This is a genomic window from Streptomyces spongiicola, assembly GCF_003122365.1.
Classification (GTDB): Bacteria; Actinomycetota; Actinomycetes; order Streptomycetales; family Streptomycetaceae; genus Streptomyces; species Streptomyces spongiicola.
In genome coordinates, this window is the sequence record NZ_CP029254.1 from 4,883,331 (window position 1) to 4,896,868 (window position 13,538).

The 13,538-nt window shown below is 74.1% G+C and carries 12 protein-coding genes; 7 read left to right on the forward strand and 5 right to left on the reverse strand.

Annotated features, from left to right (window positions below; translation table 11 throughout):
* Positions 1-19: 19 nt before the first annotated feature.
* The 3 genes from DDQ41_RS21515 to DDQ41_RS21525 form a co-directional block, all read right to left on the reverse strand.
* The gene (locus DDQ41_RS21515; protein ID WP_109295943.1) at positions 20-493 is read right to left on the reverse strand and encodes a succinate dehydrogenase hydrophobic membrane anchor subunit; all 474 of its coding nucleotides are present in this window, start codon (positions 491-493) and stop codon (positions 20-22) included.
* An 8-nt stretch (positions 494-501) separates the two neighbouring features.
* Positions 502-882, reverse strand: coding sequence for a succinate dehydrogenase, cytochrome b556 subunit (sdhC, locus tag DDQ41_RS21520; RefSeq protein WP_026165064.1), 381 nt, complete (start codon positions 880-882; stop codon positions 502-504).
* Positions 883-1,115: 233 nt separating this feature from the next.
* A complete protein-coding gene (locus DDQ41_RS21525; RefSeq protein WP_109297865.1) occupies positions 1,116-1,736 on the reverse strand; it encodes a 2-oxo-4-hydroxy-4-carboxy-5-ureidoimidazoline decarboxylase in 621 nt (206 codons plus the stop codon).
* 254 nt (positions 1,737-1,990) lie between these two features.
* Between DDQ41_RS21525 and DDQ41_RS21530 the strand changes: the two genes are divergently transcribed.
* The 3 genes from DDQ41_RS21530 (at position 1,991) to DDQ41_RS21540 (ending at position 5,303) form a co-directional block, all read left to right on the forward strand.
* Positions 1,991-3,613 carry a beta-N-acetylhexosaminidase gene (locus DDQ41_RS21530; RefSeq protein WP_109295944.1) on the forward strand — a complete coding sequence of 541 codons (1,623 nt, stop codon included), beginning with the start codon at positions 1,991-1,993 and terminating at the stop codon, positions 3,611-3,613.
* A gap of 334 nt (positions 3,614-3,947) precedes the next feature.
* Positions 3,948-4,658: a DUF4328 domain-containing protein gene (locus tag DDQ41_RS21535; protein ID WP_109295945.1), complete on the forward strand. Its 711-nt coding sequence runs from the start codon at positions 3,948-3,950 to the stop codon at positions 4,656-4,658.
* A gap of 117 nt (positions 4,659-4,775) precedes the next feature.
* Entirely contained in the window at positions 4,776-5,303 is a 528-nt protein-coding gene (locus DDQ41_RS21540; RefSeq protein WP_109295946.1) for a hypothetical protein, read from the forward strand.
* Between the two features lie 115 nt (positions 5,304-5,418).
* Here the strand turns inward: DDQ41_RS21540 and DDQ41_RS21545 are convergent, their stop codons facing one another.
* On the reverse strand, positions 5,419-6,966 hold the full coding sequence (locus DDQ41_RS21545; RefSeq protein ID WP_262508528.1) for an N-acetylmuramoyl-L-alanine amidase: 1,548 nt from the start codon (positions 6,964-6,966) through the stop codon (positions 5,419-5,421).
* Positions 6,967-7,342: 376 nt separating this feature from the next.
* Here DDQ41_RS21545 and DDQ41_RS21550 point away from each other — a divergent pair, with 376 nt between their 5' ends.
* The 3 genes from DDQ41_RS21550 (at position 7,343) to DDQ41_RS21560 (ending at position 10,271) form a co-directional block, all read left to right on the forward strand.
* Positions 7,343-7,945 (forward strand): maleylpyruvate isomerase N-terminal domain-containing protein, encoded by a 603-nt coding sequence (locus DDQ41_RS21550; protein ID WP_174720306.1) that lies wholly within the window; start codon positions 7,343-7,345, stop codon positions 7,943-7,945.
* A 584-nt stretch (positions 7,946-8,529) separates the two neighbouring features.
* Entirely contained in the window at positions 8,530-9,216 is a 687-nt protein-coding gene (locus DDQ41_RS21555; protein ID WP_109297866.1) for an RNA polymerase sigma factor, read from the forward strand.
* Positions 9,216-10,271: a hypothetical protein gene (locus tag DDQ41_RS21560; protein ID WP_109295949.1), complete on the forward strand. Its 1,056-nt coding sequence runs from the start codon at positions 9,216-9,218 to the stop codon at positions 10,269-10,271. The genes DDQ41_RS21555 and DDQ41_RS21560 overlap by 1 nt, the downstream gene beginning before the upstream one ends.
* A gap of 530 nt (positions 10,272-10,801) precedes the next feature.
* Here DDQ41_RS21560 and DDQ41_RS21565 read toward each other — a convergent pair.
* Entirely contained in the window at positions 10,802-11,713 is a 912-nt protein-coding gene (locus DDQ41_RS21565) for a L,D-transpeptidase family protein (RefSeq protein ID WP_262508529.1), read from the reverse strand.
* Between the two features lie 183 nt (positions 11,714-11,896).
* On the opposite strand from DDQ41_RS21565, the gene DDQ41_RS21570 reads away from it, so the two are divergent.
* Positions 11,897-13,477, forward strand: a complete 1,581-nt coding sequence (locus DDQ41_RS21570; RefSeq protein ID WP_109295950.1) for an acyl-CoA mutase large subunit family protein — start codon at positions 11,897-11,899, stop codon at positions 13,475-13,477.
* The last annotated feature ends 61 nt before the right edge of the window (positions 13,478-13,538 follow it).

Consider the following 13,538-nt stretch of genomic DNA (forward strand, 5'->3'; position numbering starts at 1 on the left):
TGGAACCTCAGCCCCGTGCCTAGCGGATGTTCGGGTCGAAGGTGAAGATCACCAGCGTGCCCAGAAGGATGGTGAACACCGTGGCGGTGTACAGCAGGCCCTTGAGCCACAGGCGCGTGTTCGGCCGCTCGGCGTAGTCGTTGACGACGGTACGCAGGCCGTTGGCGCCGTGCAGCATCGCCAGCCACAGCATCAGCAGGTCCCAGGTCTGCCAGAACGGGGACGCCCAGCGGCCCGCGACGAACGCGAAGCCGATCTTGGAGACGCCGCCGTCCAGCACGAGCTGGATCACCAGGTGGCCGATGACCAGCACGACGAGCACCACGCCCGAGAGGCGCATGAAGAGCCACGCGGCCATCTCGAAGTTGCCGCGGGTCGACCGGGGGGTCCGGCCGGTCCGCTTGCGCGGGGGCTCGATGTACGGCGCGGGGTTGTCGGGACCGTAGGCGGCGCCCTCGACGGCGCCGATCGCGGAAGGGGTCTCAGCGGACATGTCTGGCGTCAGCTCCCGAACAGTTCACGTGCGGCGTGGCCGAGCACCGGGTAGACGGCGCCGGCCATCAGGACGACCCAGATGCCCATGACGGTCCAGAGCATCTGCTTCTGGTAGCGGGGGCCCTTGGACCAGAAGTCCACGGCGATGACGCGAAGGCCGTTCAGCGCGTGGAAGAGGATGGCGGCCACCAGGCCGTACTCCAGCAGCGCGACGATCGGCGTCTTGTACGTCGCGACGACCTCGTCGTACGCCTCGGGGGAGACGCGGACGAGGGCGGTGTCCAGCACGTGTACGAACAGGAAGAAGAAGATGAGGACGCCGGTGACTCGGTGAGCCACCCAGGACCACATACCTTCCCGGCCGCGGTACAGCGTTCCAGCCGGCACGGAAAAACCCTCCGGGAGCGGGGATTGGAGCCGGCCGCCAGCGTCCTTTCAAGGTGACAGCTCTGTCGGTCTGGCCCGGCCGGGTACGGTCCACCGGCCCTCGCCATCGTAGCGACGACTTGTCGGTTCCCTCGCCCGGGGTCCGCCGGTGTGATCAAACAGGCACGGACGGGCTACCGGGCCGACTGCCGGGCAGGCTCCCGGGTCGACTGCCGGGCAGGCTCCCGGCTCGACTAGCGGGCCGGCTGCCGCGGTGGGTGCCGGGGCGGCTGCGGGGGGCGGCCGGAGTCGGGCTCTCCGGGGCGGTCGGCCACCATGCCCGCCAGCCGGGCCCGGGCCAGCCGGCGCAGTTCCTCGGCCGCGACCGCCCGCTCCTCGTCGGGGTCGTTGGTGAGCCTCGCGCGGATCCCGGCCAGCACCCGGTCGGGCCGCTCGTCGGCGCGGACGCCGTCCAGGCAGATCACGAAGGCATGGCCGAAGCCGGCCTCGTAGGCGGCGTGGGCGGCCCGCAGGGCGGTGTGCGCGGCCGCCGGGGCGGCGGGGTGCAGCTCGGAGGACGACTCCGCGGCGAGTGCCTCGTCCAGGTCGGCGGAGGACAGGTCGTACCCGGCCTCGTCCGCGGCGGCGAGGAGGGCGGCGAGGTCGGGGTAGGGGCGGTGGGCGGCGAGCCGCAGGGCCCAGCGGCGGCTTCCGCAGCAGGACAGGAGGGCCGCGCTGGCGGCGGTGCGGGCGGCGGTGTTGAACCGCTCCAGTCCGGGCAGGGGTGCGCCGGCGGCCGGGCGCGGGCCGGGAGCGGACGCCGGGGACGCCGGGGACGCCGGGGAGGCCGGTCCGGCGGGGGCGGGGATCCGCACGACCGGGGGAAGCGTGGGTGGTCGCTGCGGGAGGCCGGTGTGCGGTTCGCGGGACAGCATGGACTCCGGGGCGACTGGGAAGCGTGGGGTCTTTGGGCCGCAACGCTATCGAGGCGCGCCGGAAGGTGTCCGAAGGATGCGCGAATTTCACCCGAACGGGAGAGTTTGAGTGCGTCCGGTGGACGACTGGGCTGGAATGGGCCGATGGGCCAGTGTTTGTCATACTTCTCCGGGAAGAGGAGGTTGGTTCTGTGATGTGGCTGTCCGGGCGAACGCGGCGAGCGGTCCCCGCCGTCGCGGCCGCCGTGGCCCTGTCGGCGGCCCTCTCCTGCTCGGCAGGCGGGTCCGGGGGAGCACAGGCCCGGGAGGCCGGCGGGGACCGGGCCGCCCCGGCCCCGTCGCCGGCGGCGTCCTCCCCGGAGTCGGCCCCCTCCCCGGAACCCTCCTACCCGCTGTCCGGCGAGCCCCGGACCATCCCCTCCGTCCGCGATCACGAGGCCGCCCGCGGACCGGGCTGGCGCCCCGCGGCGGGCAGCGCCGTCGTCGTCGCCAAGGGGAGCGAGGCACTCGCCGACGAGGGCAGGCTGCTGGCCGGGGAGCTGAAGACCGGCTTCCGCGGCAACGGGCCGGTGAACGCCGGCGACGTGGAGCTGTCGCTCGACCCGGCGGGCGGCGGCACGCCCGAGTCGTACACCCTCACCACGCGAGACGACCGCGTCCGGATCACCGGGCCGGACGAGGCGGGGGTGTTCTACGGCACCCGCACCCTGAAGCAGGCCGTGCGCGCCGGCGGTGCGATGCCCGAGGGCGTCGTCCGCGACCGTCCCGACCGGCCGCAGCGCGGCCTGAACGTCGACATCGCGCGCAAGCACTTCTCCGTCGGCTGGCTCGAGGCGCGGCTGCGCGAGATGGCCGACCTCAAGCTCAACATGCTCGGACTGCACTTCTCCGACGACCAGGGATTCCGGATCGCCTCCGACACCCACCCCGAGGTCGTCTCCCGGGACCACCTGAGCAAGGCCGAGGTGCGCCGGATCCTCGCCCTCGCCCGGAGCCTGCACATCACCGTCGTCCCCGAGATCGACTCCCCCGGGCACCTCGGCGCGGTCCTGCGGGCGCACCCCGGACTCCAGCTGCGCGACGCCCGGGGCGTGCCCCGGCAGGGCGCCATCGACATCTCCGACCCGGAGTCCGCCCGGATCGTCGACGACCTGCTGCGGGAGTACGCGCAGCTCTTCCCCGGCCGCTGGTTCCACGTCGGCGCCGACGAGTACCAGGCGCTGACCGTGCGCGACCCGCAGGCCTCCTACCCGCGGCTGGCCCGGGCGGCCGTGGCGAAGTACGGGCCGAACGCCACCGTGCGGGACCTGGCGACCGGCTGGCTCAACGACCGGGCCTCGGTGGTGCGCGCCGCGCAGAAGCAGCCCAAGGCGTGGAACGACGGCTTCTTCCGCGGCGGCGCGGTCTCCCCCGACAAGGCCATCGAGGTCGAGTACTGGACGGGCAGGGAGATCGGCGCCCGGCAGCCCGTCGAGTACCTCGCGGAGGGCCGCAAGGTCGTCAACCTCAACGACGAGTACCTCTACTACGTGCTCGGCGAGCCCAACGAGTTCACCTACCCGACGGGCCGGCGCATCTACGAGGAGTGGACCCCGCTGGTGCTGCGGGGCACGACCCCCGTCCCCGCGCGCTACTCGGACCAGATCCTCGGCGGCCGCCTCGCCGTCTGGGGCGACCGCGCCCAGGCGCAGACCGAGGACCAGGTGGCGGCGGGCATCCGCATGCCGCTGCGCGCGGTGGCCCAGAAGCTGTGGACCCCGGGGCCGCCCGCGCTCTCCTGGGCGGACTTCAGCGCGCTGGCGGACAGGCTCGGCTGAGGCCGGGGGCTGCCCCGTGGAACCCGGGGGAGCGGCGCCCGGCGCCGGGTGCGGTGCGTCCCACGGCGGAGGGCCGCCCTCACGGCGGGCGCCGCACGGGGGCGGTCCGTCACCACGGCGGGCGCCGCACGGAGGCGGTCCGGCAGCACGGCGCGGTGCCGCACGGAGGCGGTCCGTCACCAAGGCGCGGTGCCGTGGCCCTCGGCGCGCGCCCGCCGGGGGTTCCGGGGCGGCCCCGAGGGTCCGGGGGCGGCCGTTCTCGTAGGGTTGTCCGGTGCGCTGCCCCGGGGAGGGGCGCGCCTCCGGTCTTCGTGTCACCTGGGGAACGTCCTTGATGCCGCACACGCCCGTGCCCGGGCCCGTACCGCCGGTGCACGCACCCGGCCGCGCACTCCGCTCGCCCGTCGGGCTCTCGTACGCCGTCATCGCGCTGCTCGGCGTCGTGATCGTCGCCGATCTCCTGATGGTCGCGGCCTCGGTCGACATGCGGTCGTTCCTCAACGGCGCCGCCTCGGGCTCGGCCGGCTTCGACGAGGACGAGGCGAACCGCGCCGACTACGCGATGGCCGGATCTGGTGGGCTGTACGTCGCCGCGCTGCCGGCGGTGGCCACGCTCTTCATCATCTGGTTCCACCGGGTCCGGTGGAACGCCGAGGTCTTCGCGCCCGACACCCAGCGCAGGACCCCGGGCTGGGCGATCGGCGCGTGGTTCATCCCGATCGCCAACCTGTGGATCCCGCGGGGCATCGCCGCCGACGTGCTGCGGGCGAGCCGCACCGACCCCTACGGCGGCGCGCCGGTGGGCCGCGGTCTCCTCAACGCCTGGTGGGGCGCCTGGGTCTGGGCGGTGGTCTTCGACCGGTACGCGAGCAGGATGTACGACAGGGCCCAGGGCGCCGACGCGATCCACTACGCCGCGGGGCTGATGACGGCCGGCGCCGGGTTCGACCTGCTCGCCGCGGTGCTGGCCGTTCTCTTCGTGCGCAGGCTGACGGCCATGCAGCACGCCAAGGCCCTCGCGGTGCGGACCGTGCCGCCGGGATGACCCCCGGACGAGCGGGCGTCATCCGGGCGGTTTTCGGCCGCGGGGGTGACGTTTTCCGGCCACTCGGCGCTGTATGTGACGTACGCGAACGCACAGTCGGGGAGCGGGGAGGCGTCGATGGGCCTGGTGCAACTGATCGCGGAGGCCGACGGGCGGAGCCTGGCCGCGAGTGGTCTCGCGTGCCTGGACCGGTGCCGGCCCCTGCTCGACGAGGAACCCGACGTGCTCCGGCCCCTGTGGGCGGGCATCGCCGAGGGTGAGGAGAGCTGGGCGGGCCGGCTGGCCGCGGTGCGGACGGCACTGGAAGCGGCGCCCGCCGACGAGGCGTCGAGCGAGGACTGGGCCCCGGTGCGGAAGATGATCGCCGCCGCTCCGTCGGAGTGGGCCGCAGGCCCGCTCGGCGAGTGGGCGGCGGCGTGCTCCGGCCTCGCACTCGAACTGCACCGGGAACTCGACCCGGTGCGCGGCCCCCGCGGCCCGCTCGCCGCCGGCGAGGAGCGCCGGCAGGTCCAGATCCTCGAACTCCTCGCCGCCAACCCGGACGGTGCCGCGCTCCGCCGCGCCCTGGACCTCTCGACGGAGGGCCGTCGCGTGCTGCGCGCGGCCCTGTCCCGGCGGGCGAGGGGCGGGGCGGACCCTTCCTGACGGCTCAGCCCCTGACGGCTCTGCCCCTGCCGGCTCAGCCCCTCCTGCCGACTCTGCTCTTCCTGCCGGCTCAGCCCGGGCGGGTGCGGGGCCGGGGCCGGCCCGGCCGCTCCGGCTACCCGGCGGGCGGGGCCGCCCCGTTCCCGGGCACCGTGAGCCCCGGCGGCCCGCCGCTCGCGATCACCTCGTGCCCGTCGAGGAGATCCCCGTAGCCGTCGCCGTCCGGGTCCGCCACGGTCAGAGCCCCGGCGTCCGCGCCCACCGCGAGCGCGGGCGCCCCCGCAGTGCTCAGACCGGTCGCCGAACCGTGGTACGTCACGATCCCCCGCCCGGTGGACACCGCCAGGTCGTCGAACCCGTCGCCGTTCACGTCGCCCGAGGCGAGGGCGGATCCGCCGGCGCCCATCAGGACGGTCGGCGAGGCGGTCCCGCGCCCCCGCCCGGGACCGCTCAGCACGACGAGCGCGAGGGCCCCCTCCGGTGTGCGGAAGGCGACCGCCAGATCCCCGTCCCCGTCCCCGTCGAAGTCACCGCCGGCGGAGTCCTGTTCCACGGCGCCGTCCGGTACGACCGCCGCCGTTTCTGCCCCGGGGGCCGGCGGCCAGGGCGACCCGGAGGGCTCCGGCTCGCCGGCGCCGGACCCGTCGCCCGGTGCCGCGGCGGACCGGCGGACGGCGGGCAGGTCGGCGTAGAGATGGGCGCCGGGGCACTCGGTCCGGTACGCGTCGCGGTGCCCCGGCAGGCGCGGCAGGACGACGCGCTCCCCTCGCCGGAACTTGCCGTTGTCCGCGGACGCCGTGAGCGTCGTGGTCCCGTCGACGGCCAGGCCGTAGAGGCCGAGCTTCCAGGCGGCGAGTCTCGCCACGGCGTCGCGGGCCGCGGGCGTGGTGGCCGCGGTGCTGTAGTCGCCGATCACCGACACACTGCTCGTGTCGACGTTGAAGCCGTATGTGTGGGCCCCCTGGACCGGCCGGTCGATGCCGCCGGCCCGGCCCTCGAAGATCCTGCCGCACTTGTCGACCAGGAAGTGGTATCCGATGTCGTTCCACCCCTGGCCCTCCACGTGGTAGGTGAAGACGGCCCGCACGATCGCGGGCGAGTCGGCGCACTGGTAGGTGTTCGACCCGGCGGTGTGGTGGACGAACACCGCCTTGGTGGTGGAGTTGTACGTGGGCGGCCCGCCGACCTTGGACTCGTCCGCGCCCCAGCCGGCCCGCATGGTCATCGGCGGAGCGTCCGCCGGCGCCTCCGCACGGGCGGACGGCGGTGCCGTGACGCCGTCCTGGGGGTCCACGAGCTCGACGCGCAGCCCGCGGGGCAGCGCCGTCCCCTCCGCCCGCAGCTCCACCCCGTCCGAGGGCCCGGTCCACAGCGGGAGGCTGCCCGCCCGCAGTCCGGCGGAGGCCGCCCCGGGGCCGGCCTCGGACGTCCGTACGTCCACCTCGAGCGCGTGCCAGGGCGACCACAGGCCGGTACGGCTGTCCCGGGTGCGGACTTCGGCGGTGCCCGGGAGTTCCGCGTCCGGGTCGTCCCAGGTGATGCCGACCAGGCTGAACGGTTCGGTGGTGCGCGCCGGGAGTGTCCGCCGTGCCGGGTCGCTGCCGGGGACCGGCACGCTGTGGATCTCTCCGGCACCCGGCGACGGGGACGCGCGCCCGGTCACGGCCTCGGACCGGAACGGAAAAGGGGGGAGCGGTGAGTGGGGTGAGGAGGGGAACGGGGAGCCGGAAGCCGGGAGGGGCGCGGCGGCCGTGAGGCCGGTGAGACAGATGGCGGCGGTGCACACGGCGGTGAAGGCCATGGGGCGGCATCTCATGGGGCCGGAGCATAGGGAAGCAGCGGGCATATGGTGTGCAATGACGCTACGGCCGGGACGGTGACACCGGGAACGAACGGGTGACTGACGGGCTGTCCGAAAACACTCGCCCGAACTGCCGTTCCGTCGGCGTTGGTACCGTCCCGTCATGGCCGTTGATCAGGCGTCGGACCTTTCGGACGCATCAGAGGAAACGACGAGAACACCCGTTACCGCCGACGACGTGCAGCACGCCGTCCGGCTGGCGCTCACCACCCTGCGGGCCGGCCTCGGCGCCGACTGGGACACCAGGGCCGGCCAACTGGATTGGACCTGCTGGGAGACCGTCGAGCATCTCGCCGACGACCTCTTCGCCTACGCCGCACAGCTCGGGCCCGAGTCCCCTCCGCTGGACGGCGATGTTCCCTTCGACTGGAGGACGCGTCGCACCGGCGGACCGGCGAACATCACCTTCGCCGACCGGGCCGCCGGGCCCCGGGGGCTGCTCCTGATGCTCGACGCCTGCGGAGGCGTGCTCACGTCGATGGTGCGCACGGCCCCCGCGGAGGCCCGTGCCTACCACACCTTCGGGACGTCCGATGCCGAGGGCTTCGCCGCCATGGGTGTGGTCGAGACACTCGTCCACACCCATGACGTGGCCCAGGGCCTCGGCCTCCCCTGGTCCCCGCCGGCCGGCCTGTGCGGCCGTGCCCTCGTCCGTCTCTTCCCCCACGCCCCGGCGGACACGGACCGCTGGCAGACGCTCCTCTGGGCCACGGGCCGCGGCGAACTGCCGGGCCGGGGGCGCCTGGAGTCCTGGCGGTGGTACTCGGCCGTCGCCCGCTGATGTCCGGCCCGCGCCCGACCGCGGACGTCGCGCGGATCGCCCCGGTGGTCCACCGTGTGCCGGACCGTGTGCCGGACCGTGTGCCGGGGTCGGGGTCGGGGTCGGGGCCGGGGCCGGGGCCGTCCCGGATCCGCCCGACCCGCATCCTGCCGGACCCCCGGGAACCGGCCGTCGCGCCCCTGGCCGACCGCGTGCAGGCGGCCGGCGGCAACCGTCAGCGGAGGGAGGCGACCGTCAGCGGAGGGGGCGGGTGTCCGACGGGGGTGCGCGGTGCCGGCGCGGCGGACGGCCGGAGGTGGGGACCGGCGAGACCGCCGGGGTGTGCCGAGCCCGCGCTCACACGAGACGACCGGGGCCGCCACCCCCCACAGGAGAGGCCCCGGTCGTCGTCCGCGAGGGCTGCGAAGCGGCCCTGTACTCCTCTCAGCGCCACGGGTGCGCTTTCTGTCACACCGAGCCTCCACAGCACAATGTTGCAAGTTGTACTAGACGTGGACGCGGCCCCCGTGGAGGACGTAGCGTGGCGCTGCGCGCTGGGCCGTGCGGCGGTGATGACCAGCCGCGATAACGAACGGGTAGTGGGAGTGCTGGGGGACGACGCGGAGCTGACCGCCGCGGTGCGCGCGGCGCAGGACGGACACGAGGACGCCTTCCGGGCCGTGTACCGCGCCGTTCACCCGCGGCTGCTCGGGTACATCAGGACGCTGGTCGGCGAGGCGGAGGCCGAGGACGTGGCGTCCGAGGCCTGGCTCCAGATCGCCCGGGACCTCGACCGGTTCAACGGCGACGCCGACCGCTTCCGCGGCTGGGCGGCACGTATCGCGCGCAACCGCGCCCTCGACCACATCCGGATGCGCGGCAGGCGCCCGGCGGTCGGCGGGGACGAGACCGAACTGACCGGGAGGGCCGCCGAGTCCGACACCGCCGGCGAGGCCATGGAGGCCCTGGCGACCGGCCGTGCCATGGCCCTGATCGCCCAGCTCCCCCAGGACCAGGCGGAGGCCGTCGTACTGCGAGTGGTCGTGGGCCTCGACGCGAAGAGCGCGGCGAAGACCCTGGGCAAGCGGCCCGGCGCGGTGCGCACCGCGGCCCACCGGGGTCTGAAGCGCCTCGCGGAACTCCTGGGAGTGGAGCAGGAAGGGGCGCATGAGGCCCCGGCGGGGGACGAGACGGGGCTCGGCGCGGTACCCTCCCCGCGCACTGCTCGCCCCGGCGCGGCCCGCTCCACCGGTGTGACGCATTCGCGTCTGCGGACGCAGAAGGACATGTGATGGCCGACGAGCGTGACAACTGGCTCGACCAGGAGGCCGCGGAGCGGTTGCTCCGAGGTGAACCGGTCGAACCCGTCGGCGTCGACGCGCGTCACCAGGCCCTTCTGCTGGCAGGGCTGCTCGACGAGGCGGCCGCGCGCGGCCCGGTGACCGAGCCGCTGAGAGGTGAGGACGCCGCGCTCGCCGCGTTCCGCAAGGCGCGTGACGGCGGCGCGGCGGAGCTGCTGCCGACGGTGCGGCTGACGCCGGAGGCCGGCCCCGTCCCCTGGGCCCGTTCGGTGCACTGGGGGCTGGCGGCCTCGCTGGCCGGACTCGCGGTCGGCGGCGTGGCCGTCGCCGCGGGGACCGGGGTGCTGCCGACCCCGTTCGGAGCCCCTCAGCCGGCGCCCGCCTCCTCCGTCCCGGGTGCCGTCACCCCCGGGCCGGTCACCTCCGAGTCCCCGGCCGACCGGCTGCGCAGCCCCGACGCGCCGTCCCCCGCGGGCACCTCCTCCTCGCCGAGTGCTCCGGCGGTTCCCGGCGCCACCCGAACCCCGGGCGCGGACAGGTCGGGAGCCGGTCAGGGCGACGCGTCCGCGGCGCCGCGGGACCGCCGCACGGAGGACACCGGTAGCGGGGACTGGTACGGCAAGACGGTCCAGGCCTGCCGCGACTACCGCGACGGCACGCTGGACGAGGAGCGCAAGCACACACTGGAGGCCGCGGCGCAGGGCGTGGACCGGGTGAAGCGGTTCTGCGACCGGATGCTGACCGCGAACATCGACGGCGACGGCGACCGTGACGGCGACGGCGACCGTGATGCTGACGGCGACGAGGGCGGCGGTCAGAACGGCGGTCAGGGCGGCGGCGACAGCCAGGACGACGATGACGATGACGACGACGACGATGACGACGACGACGGCGGCGGCTTCGATTCGGGTGGCTTCCCGCGCTCCCCGTTCCTGCCCCCCGCCTCCGTACGCCCCGCTCCCGCCGGGCGGCCGCTCGTGCCGCCGGCGGATGTGTGGCGCGTCTCCGGGTTCGAGGTTCCGGCAGTGTCCCTCGCTGCCCTCTAGAGTCGCGTCAGGCGACGTTCGCCCCGTCGCGACGCCCGGCACGGCGACTCGCCGCGTCGCCGAACCAACCGGGTAGACCCACTACGAGGTCGATCCGGAGTCTTGTGATCCACCGCACCGGACGCCGCACCCCGACGGGCGAACCCCGCCTGACGCGGCACTGGTTCCCGGGAGCCCTCCGCGGCCGGCCGCGGTTGGCCCCACCGACTTGACCTGCGGTTCTCCCCGTCCCGGAAAGTTTTCCGGCCAGGTGTGACGTTTTTCGGCTGAGTGGCGCAGTAGTAAGTGAGCCGACTGGTCATCGGCGATGCCTGAGCCGGGGTTCCCCCCGTACCCACGGCTCAGAGCACACAGGCGCGGGCGGGACACGTTCCCCCGGTCCCGCCCGCGCCCTCACTCCCCACTCCCCACTCCCCACTCCCCACTCCCAATTTCTCACTCCCCACTTCTCACCTCGTCCGCCCGGGCCGGCCGCTCCGCCCCGTGCGGCGGCCCCGCCCCGCCGTGCCCTTCTGCGGGAGCGCGCCGCCTCACCAGTGGACGACGACCTTGTCGCCGACCTTCACCTGGCCGAACACCGAAGCGATCTTCTTCCTGTCCCGGACGTTGACACAGCCGTGCGAGGCGCCGCTGTAGCCGCGGGCGGCGAAGTCCGGTGAGTAGTGCACCGCCTGGCCACCGCTGAAGAACATCGCGTACGGCATGGGTGTGTGGTAGAGCGTCGACTCCCAGTCCTCTGCCTTCCAGCCCACGCTGAACGTTCCCTCACGGGTGGGCGTGTTCTCCGAGCCGAAGCGCACGTCCATCGCCGCCACCACCGTGCCGTCGATCATCCATGCGAGTGTCCTGCTCTCCTTGCTGATGCAGAGCACGCGCCCCTTCAGGCACCGGGGGTCGGGTTCGTCGAGTTCCTGGGTCGTGGCGGGCCGCAGTTCGTCGCCGGTCGGCGTGCGGGTCACCGCGAGCAGCCGCCGCCAGGTGGTCCCGTCGACCGACCCGGTCTCCGCGAGCCCCCGCTTCCGCTGGAAACCGCTGACCGCCTCGGCCGTCATCGAGCCGTAGAACGCGGTCGGACTGCGGTGGAAGTGGCCGATCTGGCGCAGCCGCGCCTGTAGTTCGCGGACCTGCTCGCTCTCGCTGCCCTCCGTCATCCGCACCTCGGGCTCCGCCGTCCGCAGCTCGGGCTCCGCCGTCCGGGCGTCCGGCGTCCCGGGGGAGGGGGCGGGGGGCTTGGCGTCGTCGGCCGCGGCGGTCGCAGGGGTGGGGGTGGGGGTGGCGACGGTGGCGACCGGGGCCCGCGAGGGTTCGCCCGGGACGGCCGGGACGGCCGGGGGCTCGTCGCTCCCCCCACCGGTCCCCCGACCGGTGCACCCGGCGGCCAGGGTCAGGGCCAGGGACGCGAGGACCAGGAGCGGTCTGCGGAGAACGGACGTACGGTGCATAGGTGTGCCCCCCCAAGGATCGTGTGTGAACGGGGATGCTTCGCAGCCCCGCCTGGTTGCGGCCGAAGGAGCATGCTGTGAGCAAGGTCTCAGTCGAGGGCACGCCGTTGCTCGCGGACCCGCCGGTGCGGGCCGCCGCGAGGGTTGCGTACCAGCGAGTATTCGTACCGGGAGGCACACCGCATGGCGCGCGAGTCGGAGTCGGGTCTGCCCATCGAGCCGGTCTGGGGACCGGACGACCTCGAAGGGTGGGATCCCGGCGAGAAGCTGGGTGAGCCCGGTTCGTACCCCTTCACCCGGGGTGTCCATCCGACCATGTACACGGGCCGCCTGTGGACCATGCGACAGTACGCGGGCTTCGGCACGGCCGCCGAGTCCAACGCCCGCTACAAGCAGCTCATCGAACACGGCACGACCGGCCTGTCCGTCGCCTTCGACCTGCCGACGCAGATGGGGCACGACTCCGACGCGCCGATCGCGCACGGCGAGGTCGGCAAGGTGGGCGTGGCCGTCGACTCGATCGACGACATGAGGACGCTGCTGGACGGCATCCCGCTGGACCGGGTCTCCACGTCCATGACGATCAACGCGCCCGCCGCTCTGCTGCTCCTCCTCTACCAACTGGTCGGCGAGGAGCAGGGGGTGCCGGCGGACCGGCTGACCGGCACCGTCCAGAACGACGTGCTCAAGGAGTACATCGCCCGGGGCACCTACATCTTCCCGCCCAGGCCCTCGCTGCGGCTGGTCGCCGACCTCTTCGGCTACTGCAGGACCGAGATCCCCCGGTGGAACACGATCTCGATCTCCGGCTACCACATGGCCGAGGCCGGGGCGACGCCCGTGCAGGAGGTGGCCTTCACCCTCGCGGACGGCATCGAGTACGTCCGTACGGCCCTGGCGGCCGGACTGGACGTGGACGACTTCGCGCCCCGGCTGTCGTTCTTCTTCGTCGCCCGCACGGCCCTCCTGGAGGAGGTCGCGAAGTTCCGCGCCGCGCGCCGCATCTGGGCCCGGGTGATGCGCGACGAGTTCGGCGCGCGGAACCCGAAGTCGCTCATGCTGCGCTTCCACACCCAGACCGCCGGGGTGCAGCTCACCGCCCAGCAGCCCGAGGTGAACCTGGTGCGGGTCGCCGTGCAGGGCCTGGCGGCCGTCCTCGGCGGCACCCAGTCGCTGCACACCAACTCCTTCGACGAGGCGATCGCGCTGCCGACCGCCAAGTCGGCCCGGCTGGCCCTGCGCACCCAGCAGGTCCTCGCGTACGAGACCGACGTCGCCGCCACCGTCGACCCGTTCGCCGGGTCGTACGCGGTCGAGAGCATGACGGACGCCATGGAGGCGGCGGTACTGGAACTGATGGGCAGGGTGGCGGACCTCGGCGGCGCGGTGAACGCCATCGAACGCGGCTTCCAGAAGGGCGAGATCGAGCGCAGCGCCTACCGCGTCACCCGGGAGACGGACGGCGGCGAACGCGTCGTCGTCGGCGTCAACCGCTTCACCCTCGACGAGGAGGAGCCGTACGAGCCGCTGCGCGTCGACCCGGCGATCGAGGCACGGCAGGCCGAACGGCTGGCGGAGCTGAGGGCCGGGCGCGACCGGGCCGCCGTCGACGCGGCCCTCGGCGGTCTGCGGGACGCCGCGTCCGGGACGGGCAACGTGCTGTACCCGATGAAGGAGGCGCTGCGGGCGCGTGCCACGGTCGGCGAGGTGTGCGGCGCCCTGCGCGAGGTGTGGGGCACCTACGTCCCGAGCGAGGTGTTCTGATCACCTTTCCGCGTTCTGATCGGCTTTCCACCATCCGGAACGCAGAGGTGGGGAGTCGTAC